The following is a 17,568-nucleotide window of genomic DNA, read 5'->3' as shown; positions in this document are numbered from 1 at the left end:
GCCCTAATCTATTATATTTATTACAGTTTTGTGAATTGATTGTAAAATAATTTGTAAATTAACTTTGTTTTTGGTATAATATTAAGGTATTTGGGAATTGATGGGTGCTGGTGTGCCCTGCGGTCTTCAAAACCGTCTCAGGTAGTTAGGAGCTGCCCGGGTAGGTTCGATTCCTACCAATTCCCGCCAAACACCTTATAGATAGCTAAATTTAGCTATCTATTTTTTTTGGAGTACTAAAAAAGTACTAAAAAAGTACTAAAAAAATCAGTGAATGTTGAAATATTTTAACATTCACTGATTTTTATTTTATAGATATTTCTTCAAAGCTTCAACTTTGTCACATTTTTCCCATGATAAATCCAAATCATTACGTCCGAAATGTCCGTAGCTTGCAACATCTCTGTAAATAGGTCTTTGTAAATCCAATTTGTCGATTATTGCTTTTGGTCTTGCATCAAAGATTTCATTTATTGCTTCAATAATTTTTTCTTCTTCGATTTTATTCGTTCCAAATGTATTGATGAACATACTGATTGGTTTTGCAACTCCGATTGCATAAGAGAAACCTACTTCACATTTGTCGCAAAGTCCAGCTGCTACGACATTTTTTGCAATATATCTTGCAAAATATGCTGCTGATCTATCAGTTTTTGTAGGGTCTTTTCCACTGAATGCTCCGCCACCATGATTACAGAATCCACCGTAAGTGTCTACTATTATTTTTCTTCCTGTGAGTCCAGCATCTCCCATTGGTCCCCCAATCACGAATTTTCCTGTTGGGTTGATGAAGAATTTTGTGTTTTCATCAATCATAGATTCATCTACGATTTTCAAGATAACTTCTCTTTTGATGTCTTCTTTTAATTGTTCGTAATCAACATCTGGATCGTGTTGTGTTGAAACTACTATAGCCTCAATTCTTTTTGGAGCGTCATTTTCGTATTCAACAGTTACTTGAGTTTTTCCATCTGGTCTCAAATAATTCAAGATTTTTTCTTTTCTTACAGTAGCAAGTCTTCTAGCTAATTTGTGTGATAATTCCAATGGCAATGGCAATCCTGATTCTGTTTCATTAGTTGCATAACCAAATACCATTCCTTGGTCTCCTGCACCGTATCTATCGTATTCGTCTGATTTGTTGCCCTTATATTCTTCAGATTCATCAACGCCTTGTGCGATATCTGTAGATTGTTCTTCTAATGAAGTGATGATTGCGCAAGTTCTTGCATCAATACCATAATCTGCATTATCATAGCCAATTTCAGCCAAAGTTTTTCTAACTATTGATCTGATGTCCACGTAACTTGTTGTAGTGATTTCTCCCATTACCATAACAAGTCCTGTTGTTGAACAAGTTTCACAAGCAACCCTTGCATCTTTGTCTTCTTTAATTATTGCATCTAATATTGCATCTGAAATTTGGTCACAAACTTTGTCTGGGTGACCTTCTGTTACTGATTCAGATGTTAAAAATATGTTTTTCATAATACCTCCATAAAAAAATCCTCACCTGAAAAGGTAAGGATGTGTAAACTTATCTTTCAGGATTTCCTGTGGGATTTAGCACCTAATTTAATAGGTTGCCGAGTTTCATAGGGCCCATTCCCTCCACTACTCTTAATAAGATAATTATCTAATTGTTACAATATAACACTAACACTATTTGCATATTCTGTCAAGTGTTTTAATCGATATTTTCCATTGCGCTTTTTCGATACATTTTTATTGCTTTTATTAACAACAAAACTATCACTACAAGCATCAATCCAAATGATATTCCTATTTCCAATAACTTCACATCATTCAATAAAAATCTAACTGGCATCAAGGTTGCAGATGAAAAAGGCACAAACGATAATATTTTAATCAAAATATCGCTGTCTTTTCCTAATGAATTGATTATTACAAAGAATAATCCAACGAGTACCAAAAATATTGGAACTATTAGGAAATTAACTTCTTCCGCTCTTTTTACAGCAAGGCCAAGAATTTGGAACAATATCAAATACAAAACAAATCCAAACACTACAAACAAAAGTATAGTCAACAAGAATTTTAGACTCAAAGTATTTGTGAAAAACGTCCATATGCCTTCTGGATAATAGTTTTTATTGACAAATATTCCGATTATTCCCGCAATAATAAATATAAAGTATTGGATTATTCCCAAAACTGCTGAACTTAAAAGTTTACCAAATACAAACACACTTGGCTTTGCAGATGATAAGAGCACTTCAATTGTCTTGTCCTTCTTTTCTCTTGAAATATTGTTACTCATAACGCTTCCATAAAATAGTATCATCAAATCGAAAAGAATAACAAAAACTATTGAAAATACAAATGAATGCGACCTGTCTTTATTCAAAACTTTTTCTGTAAAATTAATCTCCGCTTTAGAATTTTTCTCAATTATTCCAGGATCTACTCCATTATTAATTAAACTTTTGTCGTAATTATACTTTTCCAAAGTCCTTATGAACCTTTCGGAATGATCGTCCATAAATTCTTTGTTTTTGATATAAGAATTGAACTTTGTTGGAGTTTCTACTACAAATCCTATATTGTATTCACCATTTTCTACAGATTTTTTTACATCAGCCTCCGATGTAAGCACATCTTTGCTATCCAAACCCATTATAGTCTTCAAATATTCAACATCAATATCCTTATTAGATGAATAAATGCATGTGTTTTTAAATGTGAGTGCATTAATATCAACGGTTGCGTTTTTGTTTGCCCCTGCATTGGCGTTATTAAAAATAGATGGCATAAATCTTGGCAAAAAAGACAAAGCAAACACCAATACCGTAATTACCAATGTCGCAATCAAGTAAGAATTGTGTCTAATTATGGAGTTAAATTCAAAATTAAATACTCTACTGAATTTTTTCATTATTCTGTAACACCAACCTTTGACACGAACACATCTTGAAGACTTGGTTCATATTGGCTGAAACAATTGATGTCAATCTGATTGAGCATCATAAATTCCAATATGTCTTCTTTTGTTACATTTTCAGTAAGTCTAACCAAAAGTTTGAACTCTCTGACAACTGCATCTGGATAAATCAAATTTTCTGCTTCTAACAGTTCTTTTAATTCCCAAATTCCCATGTTGTTTGCATTAAGTAGCATTTTCTTCTCAGCCATAGAAGTTTTGATTTCATTCAAATCCCCATTCAAAATAATTCTACCTTCTTCGATAACGCATATATCTCTGCAGAATTCTTCTACATAACTCATCAAATGGCTGGAGAATATAACTATTTTTTGATTCTGTATAAATTCTCCAACAGCCAATTTTAGTTCGTGGGCATTGATTGGATCAAGTCCAGAAAACGGCTCATCAAGAACCAAAATATCTGGATCATTTAAAAGAGCAGAAATGATTTGAACTTTTTGCCTTAAACCTTTGGATAAAGTGGACAATTTTCTGTTCTTGTATTTTGCAAGGTCAAATCTGTCAAGCCAATATCTTACATTTTGAAGAGCACTTCTTCTGTCTGTACCTTTAAGTCTGGCAAAATAATACAATTGTGTAAACACTTTTTCGTTGGAATACAATCCTCTTTCTTCTGGAAGATATCCGATATTAACTTCATTATAATTAATGGGAGAGCCGTTAATCAAAACTTGTCCACTATCAGCACTCAAAACATCCGTAATGATTCTCATAGTTGTAGTTTTTCCGGCTCCATTTCTACCCAAAAACCCAAAAGCACGTCCGCTTTCAACTTTAAATGAAATATCGGTTAAAACTTTGTTATCTCCAAAAGATTTATTCACATGTTTTAACTCAAGATTCATACTATTTACCAATTATTTCGATGTTAAATCCATCTGGATCCTTCATGAAATAAAATGTTGCAACACCTTCAAGTCCACCTAATTCATCAACTTCATAACCTAAAGATTTGTGATATTCGTGTGATTTTTTCAAATTTTCAACTTCAAAAGCCATGTGACCGTAGAAATCGCCATGAGTATAATCTGTCTTCCCGTAGTTATAAGTCAATTCGATTTCGTAGTTGTGATCGCTTGTCATATACACAAGTGTGAACTCATCTTCAGGGAAATCTTTCTTGCTTGTAACTTCCATACCTAAAGCTTTTTCATAAAATTCGATTGATTTTTCCAAATTAGTTACTCTGATACATGTGTGTAATGATTTATATTTCATGAATTTCTCCTTTATTTATTGACAATTTTTTCAAATTCTAATACTTTTTCTTTAAAAACTTCAAAAGCAGTTCTCAAAACTTCTTTATCTTTGATGTTTGCTCCAGCGTTTTTAAGTTGTACTAGTGGATAGTTTTTGTTACCATCTTTTAAGAAATTCTTGTAGTTTTCCAAATCTTGTTCATTTCCCGATAAAATCTTTTGTGACAAGATTGATGATGAACTAAGACCTGTAGCATACTTATACACATAGAAGTTAGTGTAGAAATGAGGGATTCTTGACCATTCGTACTTAATCAAATCATCTGATACAACACTATCTCCGAAGTATTTTTTGTTTAAGTTAAGGTAGATTTCGTTGAAATCTTCTCCAGTTAATGCCTTTTCTTCTTCAACTAATTTGTGAGTTTCTCTTTCAAATTCTGCAAACATAGTTTGTCTGAAAATTGTTGATTTGAATGAATTGATGTGATGATCTAACAAGTATAATTTTTCATCGTCATTTTTAGCGTTTTTAATCATATAATCTAACAACAACATTTCGTTACAAGTACTTGCAACTTCCGCAACAAATATAGTATAACCTGCATATTTGAACTCATTGTTAGCTCTTGAATAATATGAATGAATCGAATGACCCAATTCGTGAATCAAAGTGAACACAGAATCCACATCATTTGTGTAGTTTAATAAAATGTATGGATAAGAGTCGTAAGATCCCCAACTGTAAGCGCCTGGTTTCTTGCCATCTTTTGGATAAACATCAATCCAATTTTCTTCAAAAGCCTTCTTCATGATAGATTGATATTCTTCTCCCATTGGTTTTACAGCTTCAATCACCATTTTCTTAGCTTCTTCAAATGGGATTTCACGGTCAAAACCTTTTGTAGATGGAACATAAACATCGTACATGTGGTGTTCATCTAATCCTAACAATTTTGTTCTTGCCTTGTAGTATTTGTACATGTATGGCAAGTATTCGTGCACAATGTCGATTAAATTATCGTACACAACTTCTTCAACATCATCGTTGAACAATTCCATTTGTCTTGCACTGTCGTATTTTTTGATTTTAGATAGTATAACCAAATTTTTGATATTTGCATACAAAGTGGATCCAAATGTATTGTTGTACTTCGCTAATTCATCGTAATATTTTTCAAAAACTTCTTTTCTTTGCTCACGTGGAAGCTTAGATAATAGTGGAACAAAATTAGCATTTGTAAGCTTTTCATCGATTGATTCTACATATGGAAATTCCATATCTGTGTTTTGCAAACTGTAGAAATCATTGTGTGGGCTTGACATAGCTTCACTCATAAGAGAAATAATGTTTTCTTCTTCTGCAGATAATGTGTGTTCCTTAAATCTCAAAATCTTTTTGAAGAATATTTCATAACTTGGATTTTCTCTGATAAGTTTGTCTTGTTCATCTTCTTTTAATGATAAAACAAATGGTTCAACAAAAGAAAATCTAGATTGTAGCTTGTTGTACAATGATGATAATTCCAATTCCAATTTTACACTATCTGAAACCTTGCTGTTTTCATCCTTTTTCATTGAAGCGTAAGTGTACAAATTATCCATTACTCTGTCAGTTTCGAAAAGTAAATCCAATATTTCTAAGAAATTATCCTTTTCATTTTTCTTCAATTCATCAATTTTATTAATATTTTCGTTAACTAATTTAATATCTTTTTCGATTGCGTTCTTGTCCTTATACATCTTGGACAAATCCCAATTACACATAAAATCACCTCTCTTTATATAATACCCCAAACACACATCAATCACAAACAAAAAAGGAATTCGTTTTAGAATTCCCTAAAATTATTTTTCAGTTTTTTTCAAAATATTTTCTTTATTAAAAGCTAAAAAGAATAGGCCGATTAAAGAAAGCGGCCATCCCAAAATCCAAAATCCCCAAGATAAAAGAGGTTTGTCTTCAGATATTTCCAACTCATACGATTTAATAGCCCCGAATGTCAACAAAGATAACACTACATAAACAGACAAAATCACATAAACAACTTTATTCAAGCTGAAATTTGTCAAATACATTATCAACAACCAGCTGATAAATAATTCCAATGCAATATACAATATTCTTAAAATATTTTCAGAAATTTTCTTTGGTTTTCTAATATCTTGCCACCAAATACATTGTGCTAAAAATTTTATCAAGTTCTCATCTCTCCTTTAAATTGATTTGTTATATCTATACTATAACAAAAAAACGGTCAGGCAAATCTACTGCCCAACCGAAATTTATTTCTTTTTCTTTTTGACCATCTTCAATCTGAAGAATTCTTCTCTTTCTTTTTCGGCTAAGATATCTTCAGTATCTTTGATGGATTGTTCGTATTTTGGAATTTGTATTTTATCCAACGCATTGGCACGTTTTTGAGTTTTTTTAATTTCTTTACCCAATTTATACACTGCATTTTCCATTTCAGCCAATTCGTATATAGTTTCTCTGATTTTGTTGAAAGCAAGAACCGCCCTATCGAATGAGGCATTAGTTCTAAAGAAACCATATTGTGCTTCGGCTTTTGATTTTGGATATACAATATTCGGAACTTCAACTCCCATTACTGATTTGTAAATTATATCGAATTCTTTTTCGTGACTAATCGAATGGGAAATTTCTTCAAGTCTATCAGTTCCAACTGTTATGGATGCTTCTGTCAAAAGCTCGTAAGCTTCATCGAATTCTTTTTCGATGGAATCTTGAAGAGTTTGTGCTTTTTTCATTAGTCCCATCATTTCTTTGATGAGGACAGTTCTTTTTTTATCCAAAAGATTGTAACCTTTTTTGGAAAAATCTAATGTCTTTTTAGCTTTTATTAAATTCCCCTTTGTAGGAGTCATCTTATAAACTGCCATATAATCACCTATTCATATGTTGTTTTATCATTTCTGGTGATAATCTGTCCAATTCGTTTTCTGGTAATATCTTCAATAAATCCCACGCAAGATCTAGTGTTTCTTCTATTTCTCTGTTTTCATAATAATCTTGTTTTACAAATCTATTTTCAAATTCGTCTCCAAATTTCAAATATTTTTGATCTGCTTCACTCAAATCATCTGCTCCGATAATTTGTGCCAAATCTCTGACTTCTTGAACATGAGAATAACTTGAAAATAATTGGCTACTTACATCTGGATGATCTTCTCTTGTGTATCCTTCACCAATACCATCTTTCATAAGTCTTGAAAGAGATGGAAGAACATTGATTGGTGGATAGATGTCTTTTTGCATCAAACTTCTTTCCAAAACAATTTGTCCTTCAGTAATATATCCTGTTAAGTCCGGAATAGGATGTGTGATATCGTCATTAGGCATCGTCAAAATTGGAATCAAAGTTACAGAGCCTTCTGCATCTTTAATCATACCTGCTCTTTCATACAATGATGCCAAATCAGAATACAAATATCCTGGATAGCCCTTTCTAGAAGGAACTTCTTCTCTTTTTGATGAAACTTCACGAAGAGCTTCTGCATAACTTGTCAAATCAGTAATGATAACCAATACGTGATAATTTTTTTCGAAAGCCAAGTATTCCGCTGCAGTTAGTGCCGCCCTTGGAGTAATAATTCTTTCCATTATTGAATCGTCAGCGTAATTTACAAACATACACACATTATTCAATACACCGGATTGTCTGAAAGTATCTTCGAAAAATCTTGCTTCGTCGTGTTTTACACCAATCGCTCCAAATACAATAGCGAAGTTATCTTCGTTTGCGCCTTTGATTTTGGCTTGACGAACGATTTGTGCAGCCAATCTATTGTGACTCATTCCAGAGCCAGAAAATACTGGAAGTTTTTGTCCTCTAATCAAAGTCATCAAACAATCTATCGAACTAATTCCTGTTTGGATGAAATCTCTTGGATAAACTCTGGAAACCGGGTTGATGGCACGTCCATTTACGTTGTAGCGTTTTGCTGCGTAAATATCTCCTCCATCATCTATTGGTTGACCAATTCCGTTGAATTTTCTTCCCAAAATATCTTCTGACAAAGCTATTTCAAATGGCCTTTGTGAAAATCTAACTTTAGTATTTTGTGTACTCATTCCTGTACTGTCACCAAAAACTTGGATAGTAACAGTATCGTCGTTAATGTTTACAACTTTACCGACCATTGATTTATCTGATGCAGATGATTTTACTTCGACAACTTCCCCAAAAGATGCTTCATTTACATTTTCAACTTCTATAATTGAACTTTCAACTTTTTTTAGTTTAATGTATTCTTTTATCATAAAATCACCTACTTTTCGTATTTTCTAATTAAATCGCTGTAAAACTCTTTGATTTCGTCATTCAAATCTTTTATTCCACTTAAATCTTCGTTGGAAATTGTGTTTTTCATGGCGATAACTTTTGAATACAAATCTGCATTTTTTACTTGAGAAATAGGAATTTGTTCTTTGATCGCTTTGCGTCCTTCTTCGTATAATAATTTGATAGTTTTAAGCATTTCAACTTGCTTTTTAAGAGGAACATAAGTGTCCACCTTGCTAAAAGCATTCTGTTGCAAAAATCCTAACTTCATTACATTTGAAATATCCAAAATCAATCTTTGATCGTCTGGAAGAACATCTTCACCAACAAGCATTACTATTTCTTTTAATTTGTCTTCTTCGTATAACAATTTAAGCATTTGATTTCTCAAATCGACAACATCTTCACCAAGTTTGGATTCGTAATAATCTCTTAATTTTTCTACATAAGAAGAATAACTACTCATCCAGTTAATAGCTGGATAGTGTCTTGAATATGCCAAGTCCTTATCCAAACCCAAGAATACATTTACGAATCTCTTAGTGTTTTCTGTAACTGGTTCACTGAAATCCCCACCAGCTGGAGAAACTGCTCCGATAATTGTAACTGATCCTTCGTTGTCGTTCAAAGTTTTCACAATTCCCGCTCTTTCGTAGAACTGTGCAATTCTAGATGGAAGATATGCAGGATATCCTTCCTCTGCAGGCATTTCTTCAAGTCTTCCAGAAATTTCACGAAGAGCTTCTGCCCAACGAGAAGTAGAGTCTGCCATTATAGCGACATCATATCCCATATCCCTGAAATATTCTGCCATTGTAATTCCAGTGTAGATACTTGCTTCTCTGGCGGCTACTGGCATGTTGGAAGTATTGGCTATCAATACAGTTCTTTCCATAAGTGGCTTACCGTTGTTTGGGTCGATAAGTTTTGGAAAATCTTCCAATACTTCTGTCATTTCATTACCACGTTCACCACAACCAATGTAAATAATAATATCTGCGTCGGCGTATTTTGCCAATTGGTGTTGTGTCATTGTTTTTCCTGTACCAAATCCACCAGGAATTGCTACAGTACCACCTTTTGCAAGTGGGAAGAACACATCCAAAATTCTTTGACCAGTTTCCAATAAACGATCGACATCTAGTCTTTCTTTCGAAGGTCTTGGAATTCTTATTGGCCAGTCTTGGTACAATTTTATATCTGTTAAGTTTCCAAAATCATCTTCCACTTGCATAATAGTAGTCTCAATATTGTACTTGCCATTTTCAAGCACATTTTTTACGGTACCATTAACTCCAACTGGAATCATAATTTTGTGAACGATAGCTTCTGTTTCTGGAACTTCTGCTATTATTTGTCCTTGAGTAACTGTATCACCATTTTTAACTTTTATAGTGACATCCCATAATTTTTCTTCGTCGATGGAAATAAGTCCGATACCTTCTGGGATAAAAGTTGAAAATTTATCTCTGATTTCTTTTAATGGTCTTTCTATTCCATCAAACATATTTTTCAATAAACCAGGTCCTAATTTTAATGAAAGTGGTTTATTAGTGTGATAAATTTCATCGTCCTTTTTCAATCCTTCAGTTTCTTCGTAAACTTGGATAACTGCGATATCATCTTCAAGGCTGATAACTTCTCCGATTAATTTCTTTTCACCGATTAACACCATTTCTTTCGCTGTGAAATCGGTCATATTTCTTCCTTTTATTACAGGACCATTAATAGAAAAAATCTTACCATTATTCATTGATATCACCACCAGTCATTAGATTATGAATATCTTCACCCATTTCATGTTTACAATCTTGCATTTTTGACAAATAAGTGTAATCAAAATTCACTGTTTCTTCTACATCTTGAATCATAAATCCACCCAAGTAATTGTTCGCAATGGATTTGATTTCTTCGACTTTTTCTGAACTGAAATTCTCAGTTACATAATCATAATCGTTTTGTAAAACCAATAACACTACCTTGTAATCCAAATCAGCCAAGTTTTCTTCAATGTTCTTGATTAATTTCTCCTTGTACTCATCAGTCTTCACAAAATCCAATATTTTTTTAGTAACATTATCAAACAATTTTTGCAATACATTTTCTTTTAAAACCAAAAGCTCTCTTCTGCTTTCTTGTTCAGCAGTTCTCAATTTTTCGATAGATTTTTGTTCAGCTTTTCTGGTTCTTTTTTTCAAATTTAAATTGTATTCATCAATTAATTTTTGTTCGTAGTCTTTTAGCTCATTTTGATTAGAGTTTTTTACTTCAAGAAGTTTTTTTTCATAATCTTTTTTCTTATTTGCATAGATTATTTTGTTAAAAATATCTAATTTCTTTTCTAATAAAATCATTTCTACCTCTAATCTACCTTAATTCCTATAGACCCCTTGATGTATTTCATCAAGAAATCTTTGTCTTCAAGTCCTTTTCTTCCGGGTATTGTTACAACTAATGGCTTCTTACCCTTGTCTTTGTGTTTTGTAACTTCCTCTTTTATAGCATTGAACACTTCTTCAGTGATAATGACAACGCCCAAAGTATCATCAATAGTTGCAGCCTTAAAAGCTCTCTTCATTTCAGCTTCGTTTTTCGCAACTAAACCTGTGATTCCAGCAAGGCGCATACCAAGATTTGTAACATTATCCGCACTTATAATTACGGATTTCATAATTATAATTGTTGCAAAATAAGAATTGAAATAACCAATCCGTAAATTGCAATACCTTCTGCTAATCCTACATAAATTAATGATTTACCTAATAATGATGGATCTTCACTAACAGCTCCCAATGCTGATGAGCCTACAACACCTACTGCATAACCAGTACCAATTGTTGCAAGACCTGTTGACAAAGCAGCTGCCAAAAGTCCAAGACCATTAGTTGCACCAGCAGCAGATTCTGCAAATGCAGAGTTAGGCATTAAGAATACAAATGCCATTACAAGACATGGAATAATTGCAAAAAGATTAGTTCTTAATGCTTTCTTTAATTTTGTTTTTGATGAATCAGTGTTGTTGTATAACAAATAAACACCTGAACCTATAGTTAATAAAACTATTATTGCTGTTGAAATTAAAATAAAATACATATATTTATCTCCTTTAAATTCTCTTTATAGTTGGTTGGAACAAAATTCCATCACCCTTAAAATATTTACTAAACAATTCATAATATTCAAGTCTCAATGATTGAATGAACACAATCAAACCTTCAAGACCCAAAATCACGATATTTCCTACGATTATCATAGCTATGTTACCAGCATTAGTTCCGATCATTTTACCAATAGATGTAAATGCCAAGAATAAACCAACGTGGTTGATAGCAAATGCCCCCACTCTTATGAATGATACAGTTGAAGAAAACATCGAAATCAAAGTTTCAATAATTGAAAATGAACTTTCAACATAATAACCTGTAACATCCAAACCATTGTGAAGAGGCTTTCTCTTGTACAAAAGTTGTGTCAAAGGAACTTTGAAAATCATGACAAAAATCACAATCAACATACATGCCGCAATTACTCCAACAGGGACAATGTGCAATTCTAATGCAACTGTTGCAGCTAATAATAAGAATAACAAGAATAGCAAAAATCCTGCCAAACCTTCTTGTCCGAAAAGCCCTTCTTGCACATCTTTGAAAATGTAATTGTTACATAATCCCAAAATATAAGCTATCAGTAAAAGTACTACACCAAGTCCAATAGCTATAATCAAAACTTTGTTGATATTTTCAAATGGTTTCAAAAATAATGCCGGAATAATTCCTTCTAGTCCGAAGAAAGAACCGTAAAGAATTCCAAACACCATGGAACTTGCACCAATTCTTTCAAGAAGTCCGCCCATCATCTTATCTTTGAATTTCGCTAATAAGACACCTGCTACAAACATCACAGCGCCTTGTCCCAAATCCCCAAACATAGCACCGAACAACAACATATATGTCAATCCGAAAAATACAGTTGGGTCGATTTCCTTGTAATTTGGAGTGCCATACATATTAACTAAAAGCTCAAACGGCTTAAAAAATTTGTTGTTTTTGAGCTTAGTGGGAGGAGTTAGTCCACTGTCATCTGCATCCAAGAAATTTATGAACATATCATCGTATGCAGATAATTTTTCTTGAACAACACTCTTAGCTGATTCAGGAACCCAACCTGCCAAGTAAAAGTAGTTTTCACTTCTTCCAAGTAAACTCTTCACATCTTCTAATTGAATCAACAAATTAGCAGAAATCACCATATCAATGATTTTGCTTTTGTTATCTCTGTAAATCTCATTTAAGCTTTGATTTAATTTTGAGATTTCAGCTCCCAAGTTTTCATTTTCCAATTCAATTTTGGAAATTATTTCTTTTGGAACTTCTTTTCTATTTTTATTAATATTGATATCCGTCCAGTTCAACGATCTCAAAATTCTATCTGTTTCAATGGACACATCTTTAGGATAAATCGCTACATAAACTTCCTTTTTGTTCTTACTTGCCAAATGAAGTACACTTGCCATGATATTATCGTAGTTTTTCTTCAACTTTAATCTATTTTCCTTAGACAAATAGCCAAAGCGATAATCGAAATACTTCATATCACACAAGCTTTCAATAGATACATCCAAATCTTCTATCAAATACAAATCTTCTAACTCTTTTTTATTTTCATCAATTTGATTTTCACAATCGTAAATCTTGTCCACCTTAGATTTAATAGAACTGTAGAAGTCTTTGATTTCATCTTCGTTGTACTCTCTTTTTAATCTCTCATCTTTCAAATCAATTTTGAAAATATCCTTCAAATTATTAGCAATAGAATTCAATTCCTTAATATCCCTGTTTTCGAAACCAGTAACATTATTAAACTCCATAGTTTTTTCGATATTTTCACTATTGATATTAACGATAAAAGTATTGTTTTCGATTTGGCTCAAACTATCAGTAAGTTCGACACTTCCAATATCCAACAAATCTTTTATAGTGGATTCAAGATACTTCAGATTTCCAACTACATTCATCATGTACATTTTTTCTGCTCTCAATTTACCACTTCCTTAAACTCTTCTAATCAGATAAGACTTGGACTTTTCAAAATCCAAATTAAATCTCTTAGATTCCACACTTTTTTCAATATCAAATTTTTCAAACTCAAGTAATTCGCCAATCGCAATAAGTTTCGAAATATTGTACTTATTAGTATGTAGCAAATCCATAGCCTTGAAATAAAGATATCTGTAAACTCTCCTATCCATGTACAAATCAATATCATTGTCGGTATTAACCAAGAAAGAATACTTACTTTCGGAAATAAAATTTATCAAATCATCAAAATCCATATACGAAATCTTCTTCAAATCGTCCAATTGGAACAATTTACCGCCCAAAATCGTAAAGTTGAAAATAATCTCGCTATTGATTTCATAATATTTGTTAGCTCTATAAATCCATTCCAAATTCAATAAGTCGATTTTTTCACCATAATAATCTTGGACAATCTTAGAATCTTGTTTCGATAAACCTTGACTCATCTTGATAATGTTTGAATAATAATTTCTATCCAAGTTCATCTCAATAAAAAACAAAATTCTGTGACGATTTTCTTCCTTGTACCTATCGACAATAGATTTGTATGGCTCATCTAACATATCCACAAAATCTTGAATCGTAGTCGACGAAGAAATTCGAGAAAATTTTGTATCCTTTAGAACTATAAGATTATCATTCAACCTATCGGTGTATTCCCTTCTAACGATAACACGCGCCAAAGTTTTAATATCTTCAACGACATAATACTCCAACAAAGAATTATAAAAATCCTTGTATCTGCCGTTCATATAATACTTCAACTTTTCTTCAGTTCTAATCATCTTATCATTAAGACTATTTTCAAACTGACTCACGCCCTCGTTTGCGTATTCACCCTCAATCTTTCCCAATTTCAAAAGATAATCATATTGATCCTTATTAGTATCAGCTTCTAATAATTTCTTAAAATCTTCATCAGACAAAAGCTCTGAGCTAATCTTAGAAATCTTAGTATTAAGCGCACTATATAATCTTGCAGATCCCATAATTACTCCGTAATAATATTGAAGAATTTATCCACCAATCTATCCTCGTTATTATCGAAGATTTCCTTCAAGTGATTTTTCCTTTCTTCAATACTCTTCTTTTGATTATCGATATTATTGTTTTGGCTATTAATAATATCTTCATGGACAGAATTAAGTTTAGTTACAGATTCTGATTGATATTTGTCTTCAAGCTGTCTTATAGCTTCTTTTTGTTTTTTTTGTTCAGTCACAAGATCATTTTGAAAAGATTCATCCAAATCCTGTGCTTTTTTATCAATCTCAATTATTTTATTGATTACATCTTTCATAAACTCACTTCCTCACATCTACCTATTATAACCCATATAATTTTTTAAATCTAAATTGATTTTAGATATATTGTTGAATTTTTTATAAAAATTGCTATATGTATAAATGAAAACATTTTTATTATATTTTTTTGATTGCTGTAACTTTGATATTTTTAATTTATATTTTTTTAAATGAAAAATAAATTTTTAAAAATTTAGACAAAGTTTTGCTTTTTGTGATTAAAATTTTAAAATTTTTTCAATAAAAAATGCTGCACTTTTTATTGTGCAGCACCTAAATATTTTATTTCATTGAATTTACTATTTGTTTCATATTTTCAACTGTTGTTCTACCTGTCAATGTATATCTAATTCCATCCGCTACGAAAATAGCTGTCTTTTTAGATACAAAATTTTGTGGTTGAATTCCGTCAATTGTTTCTTCAATTAAATTAACTTTATACCCTTGTTCTGAAACGAACTGCTCAGTGAATTTGTACATTCCTAAATAATCAGTAGTCCATAAATTATTCAGCTGAGTTTCACTTAAAACTATATCTGCTTGTATTGATATTGGAGATTTGTACAAGTTTCCTTCATCATAACTATAAAATCCATCTTCTTCATTATAAGAATAATTTGAAGTGTCTCCAAGAATATAATTATCACATTTGATTATAGCATAGTCTTTATTATCAGTTTCAACATCTGTAATCATATATCTATCGTCTTTTGACAATTCACTATTTAAAAGGGAAACTCCCAATTGTTCTTGAATTTGTTTGTAATTCATTCTAGAAATAGATTGTGGTTTAATACCTTTTTCTCTATTTTTTATTTGATTAGTAACCTTCATAGAATCTAATTCTGGTAATTCTAATTCATTAACCTTAGTTTGTTCATTAACTAATTTAACCGCATAAATTGTTGAACTAAACACAATTGCAAAAACAATCATACATATAACAATATATATTTTTCTCGTCTTTTTATTATTAGCATTAATTTTAAACATTCAAATTATCCCTTCTATCTATAACTTACAAATTCCTTAATATATTTTTATGAGTTACTATAAGGGTGATACGCTCCCAGATCCAACTAAATATTTATTTCCGTCTAAGTAATCATTATTAATTATAGTTACTCTATAGCTTCCACCATTTTTTAATCCTTTTATTGTTCCAGACTGACTTGATCCTACCGAAAATTGAAGTGCTCTCGAATAAAATCCATCAATAGTGACTTGATATAAATGACCATTATATCCACTTAAGACATTTCCATATACATTTTCAATGTGAGCATTTGATGTAATTAAAACTTTACTACTATGAACTGTAAATTTTGAAGATTGAACTGAATATCTAATTTTAAACGTAAAGTCTTTATCAGAACTTCTTTCCCCCGTCCAGTGAATATATTCTCCAGTATTCGGGTTGTCATAATTTTCGCCTTCATAAACTATCTCTTGTCCGTTAACTATAACAAAAGCTTTATCTTTTTTATCTGTAATTTGGTTAGCTGCAAATACAGAATTAGAGCTAAAAATCACAAATACTCCAATGAACAATATCGATATTATTTTTTTAAATTTTTTCATATAATTTCCTCCTGAATTTTGATAATTTAAACTAAATATACAACCTTATACTTAAAGTTAATATGTCTCCGTTCTTATATCTCTGAGGATTTTGTAATTTCATTTTGTTTCCTCCCATCATCTATAAATGGTTTTCCTTTCTATTAACTGTACAGTATCATATAATTTTGAATTAGTCAAGACTTTTTTATGATTTTTCTAATTTCCCCAATAAAAAACTGGGAGATATTCTCCCAGCGATAAACTATTTTTTGTTTTTGATTCTATTGTATCTTTCTATGTTTTGTTCATTGGACAAAAAGTCGTATGCATTGTTAACTTCTTGGAACTTCGCAGTTGCATCTGCTGCTTTGTTTATATCAGGGTGATATTTCTTGGCAAGTTTTCTGTAATTCAATTTTATTTCGTACTTGTCTGCGTTGTATCCAACTCCCAACGTGTCGCAATGTTGTTCGTAAGTTCTCACAAAATCATCCACTGGATTTTGGTATTGGTTTTGATATCCATATCCTTGTTGACCATAACCTTGGTTGTATCCACCGTATTGACCTTGTTGTTGGTAATACCCGAAATCATCGAAGCCAAATCCGTTTTGATTGAACCATTCGTTAAATCTTCTAGTCCATTCTTCTTGTTCACGTCTTTGTCGTTCTTCACGCGCTTTTCTTTCTTCTTCTTGTTTGTTGAAGATGTATTTTTTCTTGTAATCAGAATAAGAGGTGTATTTTGTTTGTGAATTATTGAGATAATAATCCCCGTATCCAAGTAGGAATTCAACCATAGAATATTTTACATATTTTAGATAATTGACGAATCCTTTACCCAAAATAGGAAATATCGTTATGAACAAAACCGTAAATGTAATCCATTTGTATTTGAAAAATATATAAGGAAAGAACAATATAAATATACAACCAAAGGATAATATGGATCCTAGTACATACCTAAATCCCACAGTTAAATTCACCAATGTTTCTATAAATGCTATTAAAAATCCGAAAAATCCATCCAAAAATTTCGCAAATCCTTTTACGAAACCTCCCCATGCCTTCTTCATTTATTCACCTACTTCCAATTTCTTTTAATTTATTATATCATACTAATGTCACAAATTAGATAGTTTATGAAAGAGGT

At 31.6% G+C, this 17,568-nt stretch carries 18 protein-coding genes, 1 tRNA gene and 1 riboswitch; of the genes, 1 reads left to right on the top strand and 18 read right to left on the bottom strand.

Annotated elements, in window-relative coordinates:
- The first annotated feature begins 92 nt into the window (after positions 1-92).
- Positions 93-189 (top strand) — tRNA-Sec (locus GKG01_RS04115).
- Between the two features lie 120 nt (positions 190-309).
- On the opposite strand, the gene metK is transcribed toward GKG01_RS04115, so the two are convergent.
- From metK to GKG01_RS04025, 18 genes are all read right to left on the bottom strand, one after another.
- Complete coding sequence (gene metK / locus GKG01_RS04110) at positions 310-1,488, bottom strand: methionine adenosyltransferase (RefSeq protein WP_154271589.1); 1,179 nt, start codon at positions 1,486-1,488, stop codon at positions 310-312.
- A gap of 46 nt (positions 1,489-1,534) precedes the next feature.
- Positions 1,535-1,630, bottom strand: a riboswitch (SAM riboswitch).
- A 57-nt stretch (positions 1,631-1,687) separates the two neighbouring features.
- Entirely contained in the window at positions 1,688-2,896 is a 1,209-nt protein-coding gene (locus tag GKG01_RS04105) for an ABC transporter permease (RefSeq protein ID WP_154271588.1), read from the bottom strand.
- The gene (locus GKG01_RS04100; RefSeq protein WP_102163657.1) at positions 2,896-3,810 is read right to left on the bottom strand and encodes an ATP-binding cassette domain-containing protein; all 915 of its coding nucleotides are present in this window, start codon (positions 3,808-3,810) and stop codon (positions 2,896-2,898) included. Before GKG01_RS04100 ends, GKG01_RS04105 begins: the two co-directional genes overlap by 1 nt.
- Position 3,811: 1 nt before the next feature.
- On the bottom strand, positions 3,812-4,183 hold the full coding sequence (locus GKG01_RS04095; protein ID WP_154271587.1) for a VOC family protein: 372 nt from the start codon (positions 4,181-4,183) through the stop codon (positions 3,812-3,814).
- An 11-nt stretch (positions 4,184-4,194) separates the two neighbouring features.
- Complete coding sequence (gene pepF / locus GKG01_RS04090) at positions 4,195-5,931, bottom strand: oligoendopeptidase F (protein WP_154271586.1); 1,737 nt, start codon at positions 5,929-5,931, stop codon at positions 4,195-4,197.
- Positions 5,932-6,012: 81 nt separating this feature from the next.
- Positions 6,013-6,366, bottom strand: a complete 354-nt coding sequence (locus GKG01_RS04085) for a hypothetical protein (RefSeq protein WP_154271585.1) — start codon at positions 6,364-6,366, stop codon at positions 6,013-6,015.
- An 84-nt stretch (positions 6,367-6,450) separates the two neighbouring features.
- The gene (locus GKG01_RS04080) at positions 6,451-7,068 is read right to left on the bottom strand and encodes a V-type ATP synthase subunit D (RefSeq protein ID WP_094207409.1); all 618 of its coding nucleotides are present in this window, start codon (positions 7,066-7,068) and stop codon (positions 6,451-6,453) included.
- Positions 7,069-7,072: 4 nt separating this feature from the next.
- Positions 7,073-8,449, bottom strand: coding sequence for a V-type ATP synthase subunit B (locus GKG01_RS04075; RefSeq protein ID WP_094207410.1), 1,377 nt, complete (start codon positions 8,447-8,449; stop codon positions 7,073-7,075).
- A gap of 8 nt (positions 8,450-8,457) precedes the next feature.
- Positions 8,458-10,224, bottom strand: coding sequence for a V-type ATP synthase subunit A (locus GKG01_RS04070; protein ID WP_154271584.1), 1,767 nt, complete (start codon positions 10,222-10,224; stop codon positions 8,458-8,460).
- Positions 10,217-10,825, bottom strand: coding sequence for a hypothetical protein (locus tag GKG01_RS04065; RefSeq protein ID WP_154271583.1), 609 nt, complete (start codon positions 10,823-10,825; stop codon positions 10,217-10,219). Before GKG01_RS04065 ends, GKG01_RS04070 begins: the two co-directional genes overlap by 8 nt.
- A gap of 8 nt (positions 10,826-10,833) precedes the next feature.
- Positions 10,834-11,142, bottom strand: a complete 309-nt coding sequence (locus GKG01_RS04060) for a V-type ATP synthase subunit F (protein ID WP_154271582.1) — start codon at positions 11,140-11,142, stop codon at positions 10,834-10,836.
- 2 nt (positions 11,143-11,144) lie between these two features.
- Positions 11,145-11,564, bottom strand: a complete 420-nt coding sequence (locus GKG01_RS04055; RefSeq protein WP_094207412.1) for an ATP synthase subunit C — start codon at positions 11,562-11,564, stop codon at positions 11,145-11,147.
- Positions 11,565-11,577: 13 nt separating this feature from the next.
- On the bottom strand, positions 11,578-13,509 hold the full coding sequence (locus GKG01_RS04050; protein ID WP_154271581.1) for a V-type ATPase 116kDa subunit family protein: 1,932 nt from the start codon (positions 13,507-13,509) through the stop codon (positions 11,578-11,580).
- Positions 13,510-13,521: 12 nt separating this feature from the next.
- On the bottom strand, positions 13,522-14,538 hold the full coding sequence (locus GKG01_RS04045) for a V-type ATPase subunit (protein ID WP_094208901.1): 1,017 nt from the start codon (positions 14,536-14,538) through the stop codon (positions 13,522-13,524).
- Between the two features lie 2 nt (positions 14,539-14,540).
- The gene (locus GKG01_RS04040; RefSeq protein ID WP_154271580.1) at positions 14,541-14,849 is read right to left on the bottom strand and encodes a hypothetical protein; all 309 of its coding nucleotides are present in this window, start codon (positions 14,847-14,849) and stop codon (positions 14,541-14,543) included.
- A gap of 286 nt (positions 14,850-15,135) precedes the next feature.
- A complete protein-coding gene (locus GKG01_RS04035; RefSeq protein WP_154271579.1) occupies positions 15,136-15,846 on the bottom strand; it encodes a hypothetical protein in 711 nt (236 codons plus the stop codon).
- Positions 15,847-15,903: 57 nt separating this feature from the next.
- The gene (locus tag GKG01_RS04030) at positions 15,904-16,434 is read right to left on the bottom strand and encodes a hypothetical protein (RefSeq protein WP_154271578.1); all 531 of its coding nucleotides are present in this window, start codon (positions 16,432-16,434) and stop codon (positions 15,904-15,906) included.
- Positions 16,435-16,678: 244 nt separating this feature from the next.
- Positions 16,679-17,491 carry a DnaJ domain-containing protein gene (locus tag GKG01_RS04025; RefSeq protein WP_094207416.1) on the bottom strand — a complete coding sequence of 271 codons (813 nt, stop codon included), beginning with the start codon at positions 17,489-17,491 and terminating at the stop codon, positions 16,679-16,681.
- Positions 17,492-17,568 lie beyond the last annotated feature (77 nt).

The sequence above is a fragment of the Finegoldia sp. BIOML-A4 genome (assembly GCF_009679635.1).
GTDB lineage: Bacteria > Bacillota > Clostridia > Tissierellales > Peptoniphilaceae > Finegoldia > Finegoldia magna.
This window is presented reverse-complemented; position numbering and strand designations above follow the sequence as displayed.